A 20,330-nucleotide genomic window follows, 5' to 3' on the forward strand; every position below is an offset into this window, starting at 1 on the left:
CTCGGCGTCGAAAACCTCTACGACATGCGCAACGTCGAGCTCCTCCATGCGGCCGAGCAGGCGCTCAAGGCCCACACGCTCTATCGCAAGGACGTCGAGTACGTCATCAAGGACGGCCAGGTCCTGATCGTCGACGAGTTCACCGGGCGCATCCTGCCCGGACGCCGCTGGTCGGACGGCCTGCACCAGGCGGTCGAGGCGAAGGAAGGCGTCAAGATCGAGAAAGAGAACCAGACGCTCGCGACGATCACCCTCCAGAACTACTTCCGCATGTACGACAAGCTCGCCGGCATGACCGGCACGGCCGACACCGAAGCGGACGAGTTCCACGAGATCTACGGCCTCGCCGTCTCGGTGATCCCGACTCACCGGCCGATGATCCGCATCGACAACCAGGACACGATCTACCGCACCGAGCCGGAGAAGTTCGACGCGATCGCGGACGGCGTGCGCGACCTCCACCAGAAGGGTCAGCCGGTCCTCGTGGGGACGGTCTCGATCGAAAAGTCGGAGCGGCTGTCGAACCTGCTCAAGCGCCGCGGGGTCCCGCACGTCGTGCTGAACGCGAAATTCCACGAACGGGAAGCCGAGATCGTCGCCCAGGCGGGGCGCGCCGGCGCGGTCACGATCGCGACGAACATGGCGGGACGCGGGACCGACATCATCCTCGGCGGCAATCCCGAGGCGATGGCGCAGCACCGGGCGAAGGAGTCGGCCAACCCGGAGGAGTTCGAGACGTTGAAGCGCGACCTCGCGGAGAAGTGCGCCGCCGAGCAGAAGGAGGTCCTCGAGAAGGGAGGCCTCTTCATCATCGGCACCGAGCGCCACGAGTCGCGCCGCATCGACAACCAGCTCCGCGGCCGGTCCGGCCGCCAGGGGGATCCCGGCGAGTCGCGCTTCTATCTCTCTCTCGAAGACGATCTGATGCGGATCTTCGCGTCGGACCGCCTCTCGAACATCATGAAGCGGCTCGGCATGGAAGAGGGCGTGCCGCTCGAGCACAAGATGGTGTCCCGCGCGATCGAGCGCGCCCAGAAGCAGGTCGAGGCCCGGAACTTCGAGAGCCGCAAGCACCTCCTCGAGTACGACGACGTCATGAACAAGCAGCGGGAGGCGATCTACAAGCTTCGCCGCGACATCCTCGAGGGGAAGGAAGGGCGGGACTACGTCCTCGGGCTGCGGGACACCGTCCTCGACTACGTGCTCGACCGCTGCTGTCCGGAGGAGAAGGACCCGCGCGACTGGGACGTCGATTCGCTGCGGACCGACCTGCGCGAGTACTTCGGCCTCGACATCGACCGCGAAGGGGTCGACCCGGCGTCGCTCTCGCGGCGCGAGCTCCTGACGGCGCTGATGGAGAAGACCGACGCGATCTACGACGCCAAGGAAAAGCTTCTCGGCGACGAATCGATGCGGAGTCACGAGCGCTACGTGATGATGCAGGTCGTCGACCAGCTCTGGAAGGATCACCTGCTGGCGATCGACCACCTCAAGGAAGGGATCGGGCTGCGCGGTTACGGCCAGAAGGACCCGCTCGTCGAGTACAAGAAGGAGTCGTTCGAGCTCTTCACCGTGCTCAAGGAGCGGATCGAGGACCAGATCGTCAAGTACCTCTTCCGGCTGCAGCCGGTGCCGGCGGGCGACGAGGAGGCGGAAGCCGAACCGGCGGCGCCGCCGCCCGTCCAGCGCCGGCAGCCGCCGAAGAACGTCACGTACTCGCACGGCCCGGGCACCGAGGCCGTCGAGACCGTGCACCGGAGCGAACCGAAGGTCGGACGCAACGACCCCTGCCCCTGCGGCTCCGGGAAGAAGTACAAGAAGTGCCACGGCGCGCCCGTCGGGGTGAACGCGTGAGCGACGCGGGCGGACCCGCTCTCGACCTCCCCTTCGCGCTCACCTTCGACGACGTCCTCCTCCTGCCGGCCCACTCCACGATCCATCCGCGCGAAGCGGACCTCCGAAGCCGCATCACCGCGAAGATCGGCCTGAACATCCCGATCGTGTCGGCGGCCATGGACACCGTGACGGAGTCGCGTCTCGCGATCGCGATGGCGCAGCAGGGAGGCATCGGGGTCGTCCACAAGAACCTCTCGATCGAGGCGCAGGCCGCCGAGATCGACAAGGTCAAGCGTTCCGAGTCGGGGATGATCGTCGACCCGGTGACCTGCTATCCCGAGCAGCCGATCCACGAGGCGCTCGCGGTGATGCGCAAATACAAGATCTCCGGCGTCCCGATCGTCGACCACGCCGGCAAGCTCGTCGGGATCCTGACGAATCGCGACCTGCGCTTCGAGACGAAGCTCGACCACCCGATCTCCTCCCGAATGACGAAGGAAAACCTCATCACGACCCCGGTCGGGACCTCCCTCGAGACGGCCAAGGAGCTCCTCCACAAGCATCGGATCGAGAAGCTCCTCGTCGTCGACCGCCAGGGGAATCTCAAGGGGCTCATCACGGTCAAGGACATCCAGAAGCAGATCAAGTATCCGAGCGCCTGCAAGGACCGGCTCGGGCGCCTGCGCGTCGCGGCCGCGGTCGGCGTCGCCGCCGACCTCCAGGAGCGGGCGGCCGCCCTCATCCGGGCGCAGGCCGACCTCCTCGTCCTCGATTCGTCGCACGGGCACAGCCAGGGGGTCCTTGACGCGCTCGCGGAGCTCAAGCACCGCTTCCCCGAGACGCCGGTCGTCGCCGGGAACGTCGCGACCTTCGAAGGCGCGCGCGACCTCGTGCGGCTCGGCGCGGACGCGGTGAAGGTCGGGATCGGCCCGGGCTCGATCTGCACGACCCGCGTCGTGACCGGGGCCGGCGTCCCCCAGATCCATGCGATCCGCGAGTGCGCCCGCGCCGTGGCGGGCACGGACGTGCCTCTCATCGCCGACGGCGGGATCAAGTATTCGGGCGACATCACGAAGGCGATCGCCGCGGGCGCGCACGTCGTCATGATCGGCTCGCTTTTTGCCGGGACCGAGGAATCCCCGGGCGAGACGATCCTCTACCAGGGCCGGACGTTCAAGGCCTATCGGGGAATGGGCTCGCTCGCGGCGATGAAATCGGGGTCTTCGGACCGTTACTTCCAGGACAACGTCGAGGAGACGTACGCCGGCGAGAACGGCGGAGGCGGAGGAGTCCTGTCGAAGCTCGTTCCCGAGGGAATCGAAGGCATGGTGCCGTTCAAGGGCGCGCTCGCGGGGCTCGTTCACCAGCTCACCGGCGGCCTGCGGAGCGGCATGGGGCTCACCGGATCGAAGGACATCGAGACGCTCCGGACGAAGGCGCGCTTCGTGCGGATCTCCGCCGCGGGTCTCAAGGAATCGCACGCTCACGACGTGGTGGTGACGAAGGAAGCCCCGAACTACCGCGTCGATTAGTGGCTGGCTCGGCCATGCATCGAGCGAATACGGGCGCGTGCCGCCCGCGGCGCCCTGCAACGTACTGACCGCAGTACGCCTCGGGACGCCGCGGGCGACCCGCATCCCGTCTCGCTCGCGCCTGACCGCGCCTTTCGGTTGTCGTCGATTGTCACGACCCGTCACAGCCGCCCGTTTCATCACCGGTGGGCCCGGACGGCACGTCTCGCGGCGCCTCCCTTTCATGAAGGATTCGCCACTGCGTCTTGAACGAGTTGTACAAAGAGCGGCACTTTTCCCCTCCGTCTGGTCCGATGACGCGATTCGGTCAGAACGGCCGGTTTGGTTCGAACGCATCTATTCCCCGGGGCGGAAGGGCGGCGACAATCACTCCATGCCCGATCGTGACGGATCCTCCGTGGAACAGGCCTCCCGCGGCCGCGCCGCCCGCGGCCGGCTGGCGCTTCTCGGGGCGGAGCTCGGGTGGATCGTTCCGACGGCCACGTTCCTCCTGCGGGTCTTCGTGGAGAAGATCCCATGGCGCACCGAACTGCGGGAGAACGGGTACTTCTACGCCTTCCTCGTGGCGGGAACGACCCTCCTGCTCGCCCTGTTCGGAGGAATCGCGGGAGGCCGCATCGACGCCCTCCGCCTCCGCCGTGACTGGTTCCGCGACAAGGCGCGGCACGACGACCTCACGGGGTTCCTGACGCCGAGCGCCTTCCGGCAGGAGCTCGTCCGCGCGGTCGAAAGATCGCGGGAGACCCGCTCGCCGCTGGCGGTCATGCTCGCCGCGGTGGAGGGGCTGGCGGGCTCCGAGGCGCAGCACGGAAGCGGATTGACGAAGGCGCTCCTGCTCCACATCGCCGCGGCCGTCCGCCGGGTCGCGCCTCCCGACGCGATCGTGTCGCGATGGGGAGGTCTGGAGGTGGCGATCCTTCTGCCCGAAGCCCCCTTACGCCTCGACGAGCTTCCCCAGCGCCTGTGCGAGCAGATCTCCGAGCGGCCCGTCATGGACGCCCGGACGCGATTCTTCTGCAAGGCCAACGTCGGCGCGTATTACGGCGTCCCGGAGATCCCTCACGAGCGGGTGCTCCTTCAGGCTCAGGACGCGCTCGCGGAGGCGCGCCGCCAGGGCACGCACGTCCGGATCGCCAGCTGACTCGCCGGGCGGCCTACTTCTCTCGCTCCGCTTTGCGCCGGCGCGCCGCGCGGATCGCGGCGAGGCGCTCCGCGACCTCCCGTTCCTCCCCCGCGCCCTTCGGGTCGTAATACCGGCGGCCGCGCAGCGATTCGGGAAGGCATTCGATCCCGCCGACTCCTTCCGGCTCGTCGTGGGCGTATCGGTAACCCTTGCCGTAGCCCACCTGCTTCATCAGCCGGGTCACGGCGTTCCGGATGACCGGAGGGACCGGCTCCTGCGGGAGCTCCTCGATGTCGGCGCGCGCCTGCGATTCCGCGACGTAGAGGGCGTTCGACTTCGGCGCGAGCGCGCAGTAGGCGGCGGCCTCGACGAGGGCGAGGACGCCCTCCGGGTTTCCGAGGAAGTCGAACGCTTCCTTGGCGTCGAGAGCCACGCGCAGGGCGCGCGGGTCGGCGAGCCCGACGTCTTCCGACGCGAAGCGGACAATTCGCCGCGCGAGGTAGAGCGGCTCTTCCCCGGCCTCGATCATCCGGAGGAGCCAGTAGATCGACGCGTCGACGTCGGAATCGCGCATCGACTTGTGGAGAGCGGAAATCAGGTTGTAGTGCTCCTCCCCCGACTTGTCGTAGAGGAGGATCTTCTTGCGCGAGATCTCGCGGAGCCTCGCCGCCGTGATCCGCCGCTGGCCGGAAGCCGCGTCCGATGCCGCCGCCTCGAGCAGGTTGAGCGCCCGGCGGGCGTCCCCGCCGGCGAAGCGCGCCGCGAACGCCAGCGCGTCGTCCGTCAGCTCGACGCCGCTCCGGCCGAGGCCCCGGTCGCGATCCGCGATCGCCCGTCGCAGGATCCGTTCGATCGCCTCGGCGGACAGCGGCTCGAAGACGATCGTCTCGCATCGGGAGAGGAGCGCCCCGTTGAGCTCGAAAGAGGGGTTCTCGGTCGTCGCGCCGATGAGCGTGACGTCGCCCGATTCCACGAACGGGAGGAAGATGTCCTGCTGCGCGCGGTTGAACCGGTGGATCTCGTCGAGAAAGAGGATGGTCCGCTGGCCGGTCGAGCCCCGCAGACGCTTCGCGCCTTCGAGGATCTCCCGCATCTCCTTGACGCCGCTCGCGACCGCCGAGGCCGACACGAACCGGGAACGGGTGCGCGCCGCGATCAGCCGCGCGACGGTCGTCTTCCCGACTCCGGGCGGCCCCCAGAAGATCATCGACGGCGGGCGATCCTCCTCGATCGCCCGGCGCAGGAAGCTCGCAGGGCCGATCAGCGCTTCGGCGCCCTCGATCTCGTCGAGCGAGGCCGGCCGCATCCGCTCGGCGAGCGGAGCGGAAGAGGAGACCTTCGTCTCCGTCGCGGCGGGCGTTTCGCCGCCGAAAAGCGAGTCCGACATGCTCGAAACGATATACCCGCGTCCCGAGGCGCGGCGAGGCGCGAGCCGAGGGGCTGTCGCGGCCCCGACCTTTCGTCAACGGCGAAAGCCGCGAGGCGCGGTCAGACGGGTTGGAAGACGCGCGCGGGCGGCCGGACCGGCGGTGAAGGCGTACCGGCGCGTACGTCGAGCCGCCGGCCGGCCCCCCGCGTCCGTATAGCGACCCGTATGATCCGCGCTAGCTCTTTGCGGCGCGAAGCTCCGAGATCCGCAGCTGCAGGTCGTTGAGCCGCGGGATCTCGGGATGCTCCTTCTTCAGGCGGTCGAAAGCGGCCTGCGCCTTGCCGGCGTCCTTCAAGTCGAACACGTAGACGAGCGTCATATTGAGGAGCGACTGCGAGTGCGTCGGCTGGATCTGCTGCGCCTTCTGGTACATCTCGAGCGCCTTGTCGAACCTTCCCATGTTCCGGTAGCAGGAACCGAGGTCGGTGAGGAGATTGGGGTCGCCCGGCTTCTTCGGAACGACTTTCTCGTACGCCTCGGCCGCCGCTTTCCAGTCGCTCGCGTCGTACTCGGCGTTGGCCAGCTGGAGCATCACGTCGGCGTTTTCCGGGTCGCGCGCGACCGCCGCCTGCATCTCCTTCACCCTCGCGGCGAGCTCGGTGGAAGAGGGCGCGAGCGCCGCGTCGGTTCCCGAGCCCGCGGGCGCCGAGGCCGGGGCCGACGCCGTCGCGGCGGAGGGGGCGTGGCCGCCGGTCGCGACGAAATAGCCGAGGATGAACCCGGCGAGCACGCCGACGAGCGCGAAAAGGAAGTTGTCCCGCGTCACGGCTCCTCCGTCTCCGTCTTCTTGACGGCGCTCCAGGTCCCGGACGTGGGCCCCGCGTTGGCGAGCTCCGTTCCCTCCCAGGTTCCGGTCAGCGTGACGCCGTCGGGCATCAGCCGCCCGTAATAGACCGCGATGAATCCGAGCCGGGAATCGACCCGGTCGAACTTCAGCCGGTCGCCGACGAACGTGCCGCGGACCGAGCCCGACATCCCGCCCTGGAGAACATAGGATCCGCCGACCAGCGTCCCGTCGAGCGAGAGACGCAGGTCGCCCTCCTGAACTCCCGGGTCGATCCTCACGCGCCATTCTCCCGACAGCGAGTCCTCGTGTCCCGGCCGCGCGGCCGCCGACTCTCGCTCGAGCTCGCCGATCCGGTCCCGAAGGTGCCCGATCCGATCCAGAGCGAGCCGCTCGTCGAAGGCGGCCGACTCGAGCGCGGCCAGGGAGCGCGCGACGGCATCGGAGGCGTCCGCCAGCGCCGCGTCGCTCCGGCCCGACGCCTCGGACAGATTTCGCGACGCCGCGGTGAGATCGGACGCCGCCGCCTCGAGCCGCCGCGAGAGATCGGCCAGCCGCCGGGTCTCGGCGGAAAGCGCGCGGCGTTCGATCGCGAGCAGGGAACGGAGCACTTCCCCGCGGGTCTCCGCGAGTGCCGTCCCCGACACGAGAACGGCGGCGAGCCAGACCGCGATTCGTCGTCCTGCCACGCCGCCGGTTCCGGTTCGGTTCCGTCCGGGAAGTCTCAGCTCGCCGCGGACTTCTGCATCGACCGGGCAAGCGCCCGATCGACGCGGCGGGCGACTTCCTCCTCGCTCGCGCCGTCGATCACGGCGATCTCCGAGACGATGAGGTATTTCGCGCGCTCGTACATCTTCTTCTCGCGGAAGGAGAGCGCCTTCTTCTGCATCACGTGGTTGAGCGCCTTGAGGACCTCGGCGATGTCCTGGAGCCGCCCGCTCCGCATCTTATCGAGATTCTGCTTGTAACGGCCCTTCCAGTCCGCGAGCGGCGAGACCCGTCCGTTGGCGAGCGTCCGGAGGAGGGAATTCACTTCTTTCCGGATCGTGAGCCGGCGAAGACCGATGAGCTCGCTGTTCTCGATGGGAACCATCACCTTGGAATTGTTCGAGATCAATCGCAGGTGAAGATAGGTGTTGCGGAGTCCGGCGATCTCCGATTCGCGGATCTGCTCGACGATCGAAACGCCGTGGTTGGGATAGACAATCTTTTCGCCAACTCGAAAGCCCAAAGTCGCCCTCCTTCGTAGAGCTCGCCATTCTAACTCAAAGAGATAGGGGCGTCAATTCGGCGCGCTTGACTCTCCGACAAACCGGGGCCGATAATCCGCCCCTTCGCCGGAGTGGTGAAACTGGTAGACGCACGGGACTCAAAATCCCGCGGGGGAAACCCCGTGTCGGTTCGATTCCGACCTCCGGCACCATCACCGAAATAGCTGATTCCAATTGCCTTGTGATATCTGCCGGGCGGCCGAGGCGGTTCGGCCGGAAAGATCCTCGGAGGAGGCGAGCTCGTCGACCAGCCCCATCGAGTAGGCCGCGGGAGCGTCGAAGACTTCGCCGGACCGGAACAGCCGCCGGGCCCGGGCGACCCCGATTCGCCTCGGAGCGAAGACGGTGCCGCCCCACCCGGTCACGATCCCCAGGCGGGGCCCCGGATGGCAGAAGGCCGCCCGGGAGCTCGCGAACCGGATGTCGCAGGCCATCGCCAGGTCGAGCGCGCCTCCATAGCAGGCTCCGTCGATCTCGGCGATGGTCGCGCAGGCGGCCCGCGCAATCCGGAAAAGCGCCTCCTGCCCCGTCCGGGCGTACAGGTAGCCGACGGCCGGCGTGAGCTCGCGGACGACGCGGAGGTCGGCGCCTGCCGCGAAGACGCCCGCCGCGGCAGACGCGATGACGGCGACCGAGGCGCCCGCGGCGGCCTCCCGGTCGATTCTTCCGGCCAGCTCCCCGAGAATTTCCGGCGACAGCGTCGGGGGGCGCTCCCCGGTGTCGAGGAAGAACCGGGCGACCGGGCCCTCGCGAGACGTTCGCCAGGAATCCGTCAACGTTTCGCCCGGGCCGTGCGAGAGTCGCAAACGCGGCGGGGATTATGCCCGCTGCCGCTGGCCGATCTCCTCCTGGATGAACGCGATGATGTCGCGGGTGGAAGACCCCGGCAGGAACACTTTCCGGACGCCGCGCGCGACGAGCGGCGGGATGTCCTTGTCCGGAATGATCCCGCCGACGAATACCGGAATGTCGCCGCCGCCGCGCCGGGCGAGCTCGTCGAGGATCTCCGGGACGAGCACGTTGTGCGCGCCCGAGAGGATCGAGATTCCGACGCAGTCGACGTCCTCCTGGATCGCGGCCGCGGCGACCTGCACGGGCGTCTGCCGGAGTCCCGTGTAGATCACTTCCATGCCGGCGTCGCGAAGCGCCCGGGCGACGACTTTCGCCCCGCGATCGTGCCCGTCGAGCCCCGGCTTGGCGATGAGAACGCGGAGCGGATCCATGCGCGGCCGATTATATGCTCGCGGGCCTCGTCACAGACGGAGGGATCGTCGCGGCCGGACGATAGAATCGCCGGCGTGAGAACGGTCGCGCCGGAGCCGGCGATCGCGCGCGCGTTCGAAGAGGGAGACCTTCCGCGCACCGGCCCCCTTCTGGCCGCCGTCTCGGGCGGACCCGACTCGATGGCGCTCCTGGCCGCCCTCGCGGCGGTCGCCCCGCGGTTCGGGGCGTCGGTCGCCGCCGGGCACGTCGACCACGGCTGGCGGGCGGAGCGGTCGCGCCGCGACGCCGCCTTCGTCGAAGCGTGGTGCCGGCGGCGGAGCGTCCCCTTCTTCCAGGAGCGCCTCCCCGTCCCGCCGCGGGGGCGATCCCGCGAGGACGCCGCCCGCGAGCTCCGTTACCGGGCGCTCGCCGCGATGCGGGAGCGCGCGGGCGCCTCGGCCGTCGTCACCGGGCACACTCGCGACGACGCGGCGGAGACCGTTCTCCTCGCGCTGCTGCGCGGACGGCCTCTCTCCGGGATCGCGGGCATCCGTCGGCGCCGCGAAGACGGCGTGGTGCGGCCGCTCCTGGAAGTCTCGCGCGGTGCGATTCTCGCTTACCTCCGCGAGCGCCGGATCCCGTATCGCCGCGACGCGACGAACGACGACCCCGCGTTCGATCGGAACTGGGTGCGCCGGAGGGTCGTCCCCCTTCTCGAGCGCCGCTTCGGAAGCGCCGTCACGGCCAACCTCGCCGCCTCGGCCGAGGCGCTCTCGCGCGACCGGGAATGGATCGACGACCTGTTCGCGCGCGACGTCCTGCCGCGGCTGGCCGGCGGCGGCGGCGAGATCTCCGTCGACTCCGCGCTGCTCTCGGCTCTCCCCTCCGCGGCCCTGCGCCGGGCGCTGCTGGCCATGGCGGAGCGGGCCGGGGGCCGCCCGCTCTCCCGGCCGGAGCTCCTCGCGCTCGAGAAGCTCGCCCGGGCCGGGGAACCCTTCCGTTTCCAGGCCGGGAGACGAGTGGACTTCCGGAACCGCCGAGGCGTCGTGTCGGCCCGGAGAACGTTGTAGAATTTCCGGAAGTGGTTTCCGCTCAACCGACGCTGAAGCTCCGTCACTCCGAGCCGGAGATCGCCGCGCGCGTGGCGGAGATCGCGCTCCGGATCGGCAGGGACTACGAGGACCGGCCGCTCGTCCTCCTCTCGCTGCTGAAAGGGTCGGCGTTCTTCCTCGCCGACCTGAGCCGGAAGATCGAGCGGCCGCACGGCTTCGAGTTCATCAACGTGATGCGGCGCGACATCGAAGGGAAGGAATCGGTCGAGATCGACTTCGCGACCCCCCTGTCGCTCGCGGGGAAGGAGGTCGTCGTCCTGAAGGACGTGGTCAACACGGGCGTCATCGAGACGTACTTAATGAATCAACTGCGCGCGGACGATCCCTCGTCGATCCGGTTCGCCGCGATCGTCGACCGGCCGCACGAACGCCGCACGTCGATCCTCGTCGACTACGTCCTCTTCCCGTCGACGGATCACGACCACCTCGTCGGCTACGGGATGGAATACGCCGGCCAGTACGGCCATCTCCCCCACATCGCGGTCCTTTCCCCTTCCCCGACGGCCGAAATCGGGCAATAAAAGCGCGGAACGATCCGTTATGCTTGTCCAGCCGGGCGTCCGTGTGCGCCGCCGGCGCCGGAGCCCGGATCGACCATTTCCCGGCCGGCAAGGAGTGACCGCTTGAACTCGACCGTGAAGAATTTTCTCCTCTGGATGGTGATCCTGGTGGTCATCATCCTGGCGTGGAACGTGTTCCGCGGCGGCGCGCCCGGCACCCGGGAGATGACGTTCTCCGACTTCCTCGACGCGGTGCACACGGAGAAGGTCGACGAGGTCACGATTCGCGGACAGGAGATCCACGGCATCCTCAAGGGCGGGCCGGGAGCCAAGCCCGCGGAGTTCAAGACCTACGCCCCGAGCTATCCCGATCTCGTCAAGGAGCTCCGGGAGTCCAAGGTGAAGATCAAGGCCGACGAGCCGAAGGATTCGACGCTGACGGCGATGCTCCTCTCGTGGGCGCCTCTGATCGTGCTCATCGTCATCTGGGTCGTGATCATGCGGCAGATGCAGATGGGGGGAAACAAGGCGCTCTCCTTCGGCAAGTCGCGCGCGAAGCTGCTGACGCCGAACCAGAAGAAGGTCACGTTCAAGGACGTCGCGGGATGCGACGAGGCGAAGGTCGAGCTGCAGGAGATCATCGAGTTCCTGAAGGATCCGGGGAAATTCCAGAAGCTCGGCGGCAAGATCCCGAAGGGCGTGCTGTTGATGGGCTCTCCGGGAACCGGAAAGACGCTCCTCGCCAAGGCGATCGCCGGCGAAGCGAACGTGCCGTTCTTCTCGATCTCCGGCTCCGACTTCGTCGAGATGTTCGTCGGCGTCGGCGCGTCGCGCGTCCGCGACCTCTTCGAGCAGGGGAAGAAGAACGCGCCCTGCATCATCTTCATCGACGAGATCGACGCGGTGGGCCGGCACCGGGGCGCGGGCCTCGGCGGCGGGCACGACGAGCGCGAGCAGACGCTCAACGCTCTCCTCGTCGAGATGGACGGGTTCGAGACGAGCGAGGGCGTCATCATGATCGCGGCGACGAACCGCCCCGACGTCCTCGACCCGGCCCTGCTGCGTCCCGGCCGGTTCGACCGGCGCGTCGTCGTCGACCGTCCGGATCTGAAGGGACGCGAAGCGATCCTCAAGGTTCACACCCGCCAGATCCCGCTGTCGGAGAGCGTGGACTTGTTGGTGATCGCCCGCGGCACGCCCGGGTTCTCGGGCGCGGACCTCGCGAACCTCGTCAACGAGGCGGCGCTGATGGCCGCGCGCTTCGACAAGAAGAAGGTCGAGATGACCGACTTCGAGTTCGCGAAGGACAAGGTCCTGATGGGCCCCGAGCGCAAGACGCTCATCATGAGCGAGGCGGAGAAGAGGAACACCGCGTATCATGAGGGAGGGCACGCGCTGATCGCGGCGATCCTCCCCGACGCCGACCCGCTGCACAAGGTCACGATCATCCCGCGCGGACAGGCCCTCGGGCTCACGATGCAGCTCCCCTCCGAGGACAAGTACTCGTACACGAAGGAATTCCTCGACGCGACGATCACGGTGATGATGGGCGGGCGGATCGCCGAGGAGCTCTTCAGCGGCCACATGACGACGGGCGCCGGCAACGACTTCGAGAAGGCGACCGAGATGGCCCGCAAGATGGTCTGCGAGTGGGGCATGAGCAGCATGGGCCCCCTCACGTTCGGAAAGCCCGATCAGGAGATCTTCCTGGGCCGCGACCTGGGGCGTCGCCCCGATTACTCGGAGGCGACCGCGATCCAGATCGACAACGAGGTCAAGCGGATCGTGACGAGCGCGTACGAGCGCGGCCGAAAGCTGATCGAGGAGAACCAGAAAGCGATGCACCGCATCGCCAAGACGCTCCTCGAGAAGGAAGTCCTCGACGGCGAGGAGATCCTCGCGATCATCGCCGAGGAGAGCGGCACCGACATTTCGAAGCTTCGCAAGAGCGGGCCTCCGAAGCCGCCGCCCGTCGCTCCGCCGGGAGCGCCCGCGACGGCGGGGACGCCGGGCGGGCTGGTTCCGGAACCCGCCTGACCGTCGCGGAAGCTCGCTCGGGGACCGAGAGCGCGTGCCCGTCGCGCGGCTCGTCGAACGAGCGACTCGACCGCGCGGACGGGCACCCCCTCGCCGCGCTTCCGCTCCCGCGTCGCGAGTCGTCCCGCGCAGGGATTGCGCGAGACTTCGTCGCGCCGCGAAGGGGCCGAGGAACCGGAGATCTCACTGCTTCTCACGGACCTCTGCGGTCTGCCATTCTCGCTGCGGAACGAACACTTCCGCGATAATCCGCTCCGTGGAGTGGCGAGGAATCCTCGACGGCCGGCCGCTGCCGATCCTCATGGGGATCGTCAACGTCACGCCCGACTCCTTCTCCGACGGCGGCTCGTACCCCTCCGTCGAAGCGGCGGTCGAGCACGGTCTCCGGCTCGCGCAAGAAGGCGCGGCGATACTCGACGTCGGCGGCGAATCGACGCGCCCGCCGGTCTACGGCGCCGCCGCGGAGGTATCCGCCGCGGAAGAGATCGGACGGGTCGTCCCGGTGGTCGAAGCGCTCGCGGGGCGGGCCGGCGTGCCGGTCTCGATCGACACCCGAAAGGCGGCCGTCGCGCGCGCGGCGCTCGCCGCCGGGGCGTCGATCGTCAACGACGTGACGGCGCTCCGCCACGACCCGGGATCCGGCGCGGCCGCGGCCGACGCCGGCGCCCTGGTGGTGCTGATGCACATGCGCGGGACCGACCCGCGCACGATGCAGAACGATCTGTCGTATTCCGCGCCGATCGAAGAGATCGCCGTCCACCTCTCCGACGCGGCGGCGCGCGCGCAGGCGGCCGGGATCCCGGCCGGACGGATCGCGCTGGACCCCGGCCTGGGCTTCGGAAAGAGCGCCTCCCACAATCTGCTCCTGATCGCGCGGCTCCGGCGATTTTGCGAGCTCGGTTTCCCGATCGTCGTCGGCGCGTCGCGAAAAGGCTTCACGGCGCGATATTCCGGCCTCCCCGCGGACGCCCCCCCGCGGCTGCGGCTCGCCGGGTCGCTGGCGGCCGCCGCGGAGGCCGCCGCCCGGGGCGCCTCGGTCGTGCGGGTCCACGACGTCGCCGCGACGAGGCGCTTTTTCGAGACGCTGCGCGCCGGAGCGCCGGGACCGGAGGCCGCCGCGAAGGCGGGCGCTTCCCCGGAGGCGTATGCGCAAATGGAGACGGCGCTCCGGGAAGCGGCGGGGCCCGATTCGGGGGCGGATAGAATCGGGCGATGATCCCGACGGTGACCTCGCGCGTGGGAATGCTGTCCCGGCTCCATTTCACCTGGCGCGACGTGATCGAGATCCTCGTCGTCGCGCTGATCATCTACAACCTGCTGCTCCTGATCCGCGGGACCCGCGCGGTCCAGATGATCCTGGGGATCCTCGCGGTCCTCGCGGTGTACTGGTTCTCCGTCCTGCTGAAGCTCCCGACGCTCCGCGGCGTGCTCAAGGAAGTCCTCTTCTATCTCCCCTTCGCCGTCATCGTCCTCTTCGCCGCCGACATCCGCCGGGCGCTCCAGCAGTTCGGGCGCAACCCGCTCGTCGCGTTCTTCAACGCGCCGCGCACCGACGACCTCGTCACGGACGTCGTGCTCGCCGCGACGTCGCTCGCGGCCAAGCGGATCGGCGCGCTGATCGTGATCGAGCGGCGGGACGGCCTGAAGACCTACATCGAGAACGGGGTCCGGCTCGACGCCGCGGTCTCCTACGAGCTGCTCGTGAACCTCTTCGTTCCGGGAACGCCGCTCCACGACGGAGCGGTGATCATCTCCAACCGCCGGGTCGCGTCGGCATCGTCGTTCCTGCCGCTCACCCAGCGGACCGGGTTGCCGAAGGAATACGGGACGCGGCACCGCGCGGCCATCGGCATCTCGGAGGAGACCGACGCGCTGACGATCGTCGTCTCCGAAGAGCGCGGGACGATCGGGCTCGCCCGCGACGGGCGGCTGACCGACGGCCTGGACGGGAAGGCGCTGCGCGAGATCCTGTCGCATCTGACCTCCGGCGCGGCCTCGGAGAGCCCGGTTCCGTGAGGAGGCTGCTCTTCGAGAACCTGGCCTGGAAGGTCCTGGCGCTCGCGCTCGCGTTCTTCCTCTGGTTCTCGCTCTCGGGGCAGCGGCGGCAACGAATCTCGGAACGCGGCTACGTGATTCCGCTCACGGTCGTCAACCTGCCGCGCGACATGGTCATCGCCTCCCCGCTCCCCGATACCGTCGACGTCCGGCTCCGCGGCCCGTTCGACGCCATCCGGATCGCCGACCCCTCCAAGATGGAGGCGGTCATGGACTTCGCCGACGCGCGGCCCGGCGACCGCATCTACAAGCTCGGCGGCGACGACATCAACGGGCCCGAAGATCTCGAGGTCGTGTCGATCGCGCCCTCCGCCGTGCGCGTGCGGATCGAACGTCTGGCGGAGAAGGTGGTCCCGATCACGCCGCGCTTCACGGGCGCGAACGCGGCGGCGGTCACCGCGCGCGTGGCCCCCCCCACGGCGCGGATCACCGGGCCCGAGAGCGAGGTCGCCCGGACGCAGGCCGTGGCCACGGACCCGATCTCGCTGTCGGGGCGGGCCGGCGATTTCACCGCCGCCGCGACGCTCGCGGCCGAGACCGCGATCCGGGTCGTCGAGCCCAAGGGCGTCGTCTCGGTCCACGTGCACTGGAAGACGGGCGGAGCATGAGCCTCTTCGGGACCGACGGGATCCGCGGCGAAGCGGGACGGTATCCCCTCGATCTGCCGACGGTGTACCGCATCGGCCGGATCCTCGGCCGGATGGTCGGCGGTCGCGCGGCGCGGGGCGTCGTCGGAGGCGACACGCGCGAGTCGACGCCCGGCCTCCTCGCGGCCGTCGCGCGAGGACTGGCAGCGGAGGGGGTCTTCCTCGAGAACGCCGGCGTCGTCCCGACGCCCGCCGTCGCGGACCTCGTCCGGCAACGCCGGGCGGCGTTCGGTATCGCGATCTCCGCGTCGCACAACCCGTGGCGCGACAACGGCGTCAAGATATTCGGCGCGGACGGCCTCAAGCTCCCCGACGCGGCGGAAGCGGAGATCGAGAAGTCGCTGCCGGGCGAAACGGCCGCGCCCGCAGACGAGGCCGTCGCCGGCGTCGACCCGGCGCTCGCCGCCGCGTACCGCCGGCACGTCACGGACGCGGTCCCGGAGCCGCTCGAAGGTCTCGCGGCGGTCCTCGACTGCGCGCACGGAGCCGCGTTCGAGATCGGGCCGGCGATCTTCGCCGACGCCGGCGCCCTCGCCGAAGTCCACGGAGCGGCGCCCGACGGCCGGAACATCAATGAAGGATGCGGCGCACTGCATCCCGAGAAGCTCGCCTCGCTCGCCGCCTCGGGGCGGTTCCGCATCGGCGCCGCCTTCGACGGCGACGCGGATCGGGTGATCCTGGCCGACGAGAACGGCCGCATCCTCGATGGGGACGACGTCCTCTGGCTCCTCGCGCGCGACCTCGCGCGGAAGGCGGCGCTCGATCCCCCCGTCGTCGTGGGAACCGTGATGACCAATCTCGGTCTGGAGCGGGCGCTCGCGGGAATCGGAGTCTCCCTCGTTCGCACGCCGGTCGGCGACCGGCACGTCGTCCGCGCCATGCAGGAGAACGGCGCGACGCTCGGCGGGGAGTCGTCCGGCCACGTCATCCAGGGCGCGCTCTCGACGACGGGGGACGGGATCCTGGCCGCGCTCTCCGTCGCCTCGCTCCTCGTCCGCTCGGGAGAGCGGCTCTCCGCGCTCGCCGATCTCCGAAAGGTCCCCCAGGTCCTCCGAAACCTCCGGATCGGGCGTCGCGTGCCGCTCGACGAGGTGGTCCGGCTCGCCCGCGCCGTTCGGGACGCGGAGCGGGATCTCGCCGGGGAGGGGCGGATCCTGCTGCGCTACTCGGGGACCGAACCGCTCCTCCGCGTCATGGTCGAGGGACCGGAGCGGTCCCTCGTCGAGTCGATCGCGGAGCGGCTGTGCGGCGTCGCCGAGGAGGAGCTCAGGGTGTGATCAAGCGGTCAGGGGCTCATTATTGCGACAGATCCCGGATGTCGATCACACCGGCGTAACGAGGGCCAGCGGAATTTCACTCTCTGTGCCATCGAATCGCTGACGAGTTGCGAGGCGGATACGGATCTGGAGACGAAGTCGACGCGTTCCCGGGGCTTATCGCATCGCGGATAGCTTTCGCCCGAAGTCACCGAGGCGACAGCTCTGCGATGCGGGAGCGTCGGCGAGGGGTGGTGGCGGCGCGGTCGAGTCGCTCGTCCGACGAGCCGCCCCGCCGCCATGCGCTCCCGTCCCCCGAGCCAGCTCCCGCGACGGAATCGCGTCGCCAGCCCTGCGCGACATTCTCTCGAGAAGGAAGTCAGCTCTGAAGACATCGAAGCGACGCGAGGCGCGAGCCCGGCGGGATGCGGGTCGACGGCCGGCGGTGAAGGCGTACCGAAAGCCGTACGTCGAGCCGCCGGCCGGCGGCACGCGCCCGCCCGGCTCGATGCCTCGCGTCGCCAGCCTATCGTTCGATCTCGCCGACGCTGGCGAACTCCTCTTCCGGATCGTTGAAGACGAGGCCGGTTTCCGAGATCGGCGCAAGGACGGTGTGGCGGCGTCCCGAGAACTCCATGTGAAGCTCGTAATAGCCCTGGGGAGACACCGAGACGAGCGTCGCCGGCTTGTTCTTGATCTCCATGCCGGGAGCGAACACGATCACCCGGGCCGGAAGGTCCATCGCTAAGCCTCCTCACGTTTCTCGTCGTCGTCGCCGAACTCGCGCGAACCGTTCCCCGCGCGGTATTCCTTGAGCTTTCGCTGCAGCGTCCGCAGCCCGATGTCGAGCAGGCGCGCCGCCTCTCCCCTCCGGCCGTGCGTCTGCCGGAGCGCCGCGAAGATCGCGTCGCGCTCGATCTCCGCCATCGGACGGACGGACGAGACCGGCGAGGCGTCCGGATCCGGGGGCGCCGACGCGGCCGGCCGCAGCACCTCGGCGGGGAGGTCGTCGAGCTCGACCCGCGCCGAGTCCCCGAAGAGGACGAGGTTCTCGAGGACGTTCTTCAGCTCCCGGATGTTGCCGGGCCACGGCGCCTGCTGCAGCGCCTTCAGCGCCGCGAGCGAGAGCTCGCGCCGGGGCCGGCCGTGCTCCTCGGCGAACCGGTCGAGGTAGTGCCGCACGAGGAGCGGCAGGTCCTCCGGCCGGTCGCGGAGCGCCGGGATCTCGAGGGTGACGACCTTGAGCCGGAAGTAGAGGTCGCTCCGGAACCGCCCCGCCTGCACCTCGCGCTCGAGGTTGCGGTTCGTGGCCGCGATCAGGCGGAAGTCGACGTCGATCAGCTCGGTTCCTCCGACCCTCATGATGCGGTGGTCCTCGAGCACGCGCAGGAGCTTGACCTGCAGCTCGGCCGAGAGCTCCGAGATCTCGTCGAGGAAGAGGGTTCCTCCCTGGGCGAGCTCGACCTTCCCGATCTTGCGCGCGAGCGCGCCCGTGAACGCGCCCTTCTCGTGGCCGAAGAGCTCCGACTCGAGGATGTCGCGCGGAATCGCGCCGCAGTTGATCGGCACGAACCGCCGGGCGCGGCGGGGGGAGTTCTGGTGGAGCGCGTTGGCGACGAGCTCCTTGCCCGTGCCGGATTCACCGACGATCAGAACGGTCGTCCGGGTCGGCGCGACCGTGCGCATCCGGTCGAAGAGCCGCTCCATCGCCTCGGAATGGCCGATGATTCGTTCGAAGCCGTACTTCTTGTCGAGCCGGGCCTGGAGCTGCACGACCTCGCTCTCGAGCCGCTTGCGCTCGCGGCAGATCGCGACGCGCTTCCTCAGCCGGTCGCGGTCGACCGGCTTCTCCAGGTAGTCGTCCGACTCGGCGAGCACCCGCTCGGCGATCGAGGAGTACGCCGTCACGAGGATCACGGCGACGTCGAGCTTCCGGCGGCGCACCTCGTGCAGGAAGGCCGCGCCGTCCATCCCCGGCATGACGACGTCGCACACCGCGACCGAGACCTCGGGGTGCTCGGCGATGTGCTCGAGGGCGCGGGCCGCGTCGTCGAACTCGACGACCGGGCCGAGCGGCTGCAGCGTCTCGGCCATCGCCCGCCGCGATCCCGGGTCGTCGTCGATGATCGCGACCGCCGGAGCGCCGCTCACGATTCGCCCATCTCGCGGAGCGCCTCGGGCCACGTCCGCACGGGGACCCCGAGCGCACGGGCGCGGTCGAGCTTCGACCCGGCGTTCTCCCCCGCGACGACGAACGACGTCTTCTTCGAGACCGAGCCGGCGACTTTCCCGCCCGCCTGCTCGATTCGCGCCGCCGCTTCCTCCCGCGTGACCCCCTCGATCGTCCCGGTGAGGACGACGGTCTTTCCGGCGAGCGCCCCGGCGGACGGCTCCGCCGGTCCCGATTCCTCCCCCGAGACGCCGTGGGCGAGGAGCCGCTCGACGAGGGCCGCGTTGGAGGGGCGCTCGAACCAGCTGCGGATCGCGTCGGCGGTGTTCGGCCCGATCTCGGGGACGGCCATCAGCGCCTCGCGCGGAGCCGCCGCGAGCGCCGCGATCGTGCGAAAGCGGCGCGCCAGCAAGCGCGCGGCTTTCTCGCCGACGTGCCGGATGCCGAGCGCGAAGAGGAGGCGCGAAAGACCGCTCCCCTTGCTCCTCTCGATCTGGGCCATGAGGTTGGCGGCCGATTTCTCGCCGAACCGCTCCAGCGCGGCGAGGCGTCCGGCGTCGAGGTCGTAGATCGAAGCGGCGTCGGTCAGCATCTTCTCGTCGAAGAGCTTTTCGACGAGCTTGTCGCCGAGCCCCTCGACGTCCATGGCCTTGCGCGCCGCGAAATGCCGCACCGACTCGCGGACCTGGGCCGGACACGACGCGTTGACGCAGCGCGTCGCGACCTCTCCCTCCTCGCGGACGACCGCCTCGCCGCACGCCGGGCACGCCGCGGGCATCGTGAAGGGGGGCGAATCCGGCGGGCGGCGGTCGAGGAGCACGCGCGTGACCTTCGGGATCACGTCGCCCCCCTTCTCGACGGCGACCGTGTCCCCCACCCGGACGTCTTTGCGCGTCAGGTCCTCGTAGTTGTGGAGCGTGGCGCGGCGCACGACGGTTCCCGCGATCGCGATCGGATCGAATTGCGCGACCGGCGTCAGGGTCCCCGTCCGCCCCACCTGGACTCCGATCTCGCGAACGACCGTCAGCGCCTCTTCGGGGGGAAATTTGAAAGCAATCGCCCAGCGAGGAGACTTCGCCGTCGTCCCGAGCTGGTTCTGAACCCCGAATTCGTCGATCTTGACGACGACACCGTCCGTCTCGTATTCCAGGTCGTGGCGCTTGCCTTCCCATTCCCGGATGAATTCGACGACGTCCTCGAAGGAATCGAGCCTCCGAAAATGCGGATTGACGCGGAAACCAAGACTCGCGAGGCGACCGAGCATCTCGTTCTGCGTCAGGTCGAGCCCCGGCGGGTCCGCAACCTGATAAATCCACGTGTCCAGCCCCCGCCGGGCCGTTTCGCGCGGATCGAGGAGCCTCATCGTGCCGGAAGC

At 69.3% G+C, this 20,330-nt stretch carries 19 protein-coding genes and 1 tRNA gene; 11 read left to right on the plus strand and 9 right to left on the minus strand.

The window, feature by feature from the left end; all coding sequences use genetic code 11:
- The 3 genes from secA to VKH46_16870 all read left to right on the plus strand — a co-directional run.
- A partial coding sequence (secA, locus tag VKH46_16860) for a preprotein translocase subunit SecA (GenBank protein ID HKB72505.1) occupies positions 1–1,854 on the plus strand: 1,854 nt, incomplete at its 5' end.
- A complete protein-coding gene (guaB, locus tag VKH46_16865; GenBank protein HKB72506.1) occupies positions 1,851–3,368 on the plus strand; it encodes an IMP dehydrogenase in 1,518 nt (505 codons plus the stop codon). The genes secA and guaB, both read left to right, overlap by 4 nt.
- Before the next feature lie 397 nt (positions 3,369–3,765).
- Positions 3,766–4,509, plus strand: a complete 744-nt coding sequence (locus tag VKH46_16870) for a diguanylate cyclase (protein ID HKB72507.1) — start codon at positions 3,766–3,768, stop codon at positions 4,507–4,509.
- Positions 4,510–4,522: 13 nt separating this feature from the next.
- Here VKH46_16870 and VKH46_16875 read toward each other — a convergent pair whose 3' ends face one another.
- The 4 genes from VKH46_16875 to VKH46_16890 form a co-directional block, all read right to left on the minus strand.
- Entirely contained in the window at positions 4,523–5,878 is a 1,356-nt protein-coding gene (locus VKH46_16875; GenBank protein ID HKB72508.1) for a replication-associated recombination protein A, read from the minus strand.
- A gap of 217 nt (positions 5,879–6,095) precedes the next feature.
- On the minus strand, positions 6,096–6,686 hold the full coding sequence (locus VKH46_16880; protein ID HKB72509.1) for a tetratricopeptide repeat protein: 591 nt from the start codon (positions 6,684–6,686) through the stop codon (positions 6,096–6,098).
- Positions 6,683–7,393, minus strand: a complete 711-nt coding sequence (locus VKH46_16885) for a hypothetical protein (GenBank protein ID HKB72510.1) — start codon at positions 7,391–7,393, stop codon at positions 6,683–6,685. The genes VKH46_16880 and VKH46_16885 overlap by 4 nt, the downstream gene beginning before the upstream one ends.
- Positions 7,394–7,428: 35 nt before the next feature.
- The gene (locus VKH46_16890) at positions 7,429–7,935 is read right to left on the minus strand and encodes a CarD family transcriptional regulator (protein ID HKB72511.1); all 507 of its coding nucleotides are present in this window, start codon (positions 7,933–7,935) and stop codon (positions 7,429–7,431) included.
- A gap of 105 nt (positions 7,936–8,040) precedes the next feature.
- Here VKH46_16890 and VKH46_16895 point away from each other — a divergent pair.
- A tRNA-Leu gene (locus VKH46_16895) sits at positions 8,041–8,127 on the plus strand.
- Here VKH46_16895 and VKH46_16900 read toward each other — a convergent pair.
- The gene (locus VKH46_16900) at positions 8,128–8,751 is read right to left on the minus strand and encodes an enoyl-CoA hydratase/isomerase family protein (GenBank protein HKB72512.1); all 624 of its coding nucleotides are present in this window, start codon (positions 8,749–8,751) and stop codon (positions 8,128–8,130) included.
- Between the two features lie 42 nt (positions 8,752–8,793).
- The gene (locus VKH46_16905) at positions 8,794–9,198 is read right to left on the minus strand and encodes a cobalamin B12-binding domain-containing protein (protein HKB72513.1); all 405 of its coding nucleotides are present in this window, start codon (positions 9,196–9,198) and stop codon (positions 8,794–8,796) included.
- Positions 9,199–9,273: 75 nt separating this feature from the next.
- On the opposite strand from VKH46_16905, the gene tilS reads away from it, so the two are divergent.
- The 7 genes from tilS (at position 9,274) to glmM (ending at position 16,806) form a co-directional block, all read left to right on the plus strand.
- On the plus strand, positions 9,274–10,248 hold the full coding sequence (gene tilS / locus VKH46_16910; protein ID HKB72514.1) for a tRNA lysidine(34) synthetase TilS: 975 nt from the start codon (positions 9,274–9,276) through the stop codon (positions 10,246–10,248).
- Between the two features lie 11 nt (positions 10,249–10,259).
- The gene (locus VKH46_16915; GenBank protein ID HKB72515.1) at positions 10,260–10,811 is read left to right on the plus strand and encodes a phosphoribosyltransferase family protein; all 552 of its coding nucleotides are present in this window, start codon (positions 10,260–10,262) and stop codon (positions 10,809–10,811) included.
- A gap of 102 nt (positions 10,812–10,913) precedes the next feature.
- Entirely contained in the window at positions 10,914–12,827 is a 1,914-nt protein-coding gene (gene ftsH / locus VKH46_16920) for an ATP-dependent zinc metalloprotease FtsH (GenBank protein ID HKB72516.1), read from the plus strand.
- 256 nt (positions 12,828–13,083) lie between these two features.
- Positions 13,084–14,043, plus strand: a complete 960-nt coding sequence (gene folP / locus VKH46_16925; GenBank protein ID HKB72517.1) for a dihydropteroate synthase — start codon at positions 13,084–13,086, stop codon at positions 14,041–14,043.
- On the plus strand, positions 14,040–14,843 hold the full coding sequence (cdaA, locus tag VKH46_16930; protein ID HKB72518.1) for a diadenylate cyclase CdaA: 804 nt from the start codon (positions 14,040–14,042) through the stop codon (positions 14,841–14,843). The genes folP and cdaA overlap by 4 nt, the downstream gene beginning before the upstream one ends.
- Complete coding sequence (locus VKH46_16935) at positions 14,840–15,490, plus strand: CdaR family protein (protein ID HKB72519.1); 651 nt, start codon at positions 14,840–14,842, stop codon at positions 15,488–15,490. The genes cdaA and VKH46_16935 overlap by 4 nt, the downstream gene beginning before the upstream one ends.
- Positions 15,487–16,806, plus strand: coding sequence for a phosphoglucosamine mutase (glmM, locus tag VKH46_16940; GenBank protein HKB72520.1), 1,320 nt, complete (start codon positions 15,487–15,489; stop codon positions 16,804–16,806). The genes VKH46_16935 and glmM overlap by 4 nt, the downstream gene beginning before the upstream one ends.
- A gap of 505 nt (positions 16,807–17,311) precedes the next feature.
- Here glmM and VKH46_16945 read toward each other — a convergent pair.
- The 3 genes from VKH46_16945 to ligA all read right to left on the minus strand — a co-directional run.
- Positions 17,312–17,527 carry a hypothetical protein gene (locus VKH46_16945; GenBank protein HKB72521.1) on the minus strand — a complete coding sequence of 72 codons (216 nt, stop codon included), beginning with the start codon at positions 17,525–17,527 and terminating at the stop codon, positions 17,312–17,314.
- Positions 17,528–17,529: 2 nt separating this feature from the next.
- Positions 17,530–18,936, minus strand: coding sequence for a sigma-54 dependent transcriptional regulator (locus VKH46_16950; GenBank protein HKB72522.1), 1,407 nt, complete (start codon positions 18,934–18,936; stop codon positions 17,530–17,532).
- A partial coding sequence (gene ligA, locus VKH46_16955) for an NAD-dependent DNA ligase LigA (protein HKB72523.1) occupies positions 18,933–20,330 on the minus strand: 1,398 nt, incomplete at its 5' end. The genes VKH46_16950 and ligA, both read right to left, overlap by 4 nt.

It is taken from the genome of Thermoanaerobaculia bacterium (assembly GCA_035260525.1).
In the GTDB taxonomy this organism is placed as follows: domain Bacteria; phylum Acidobacteriota; class Thermoanaerobaculia; order UBA5066; family DATFVB01; genus DATFVB01.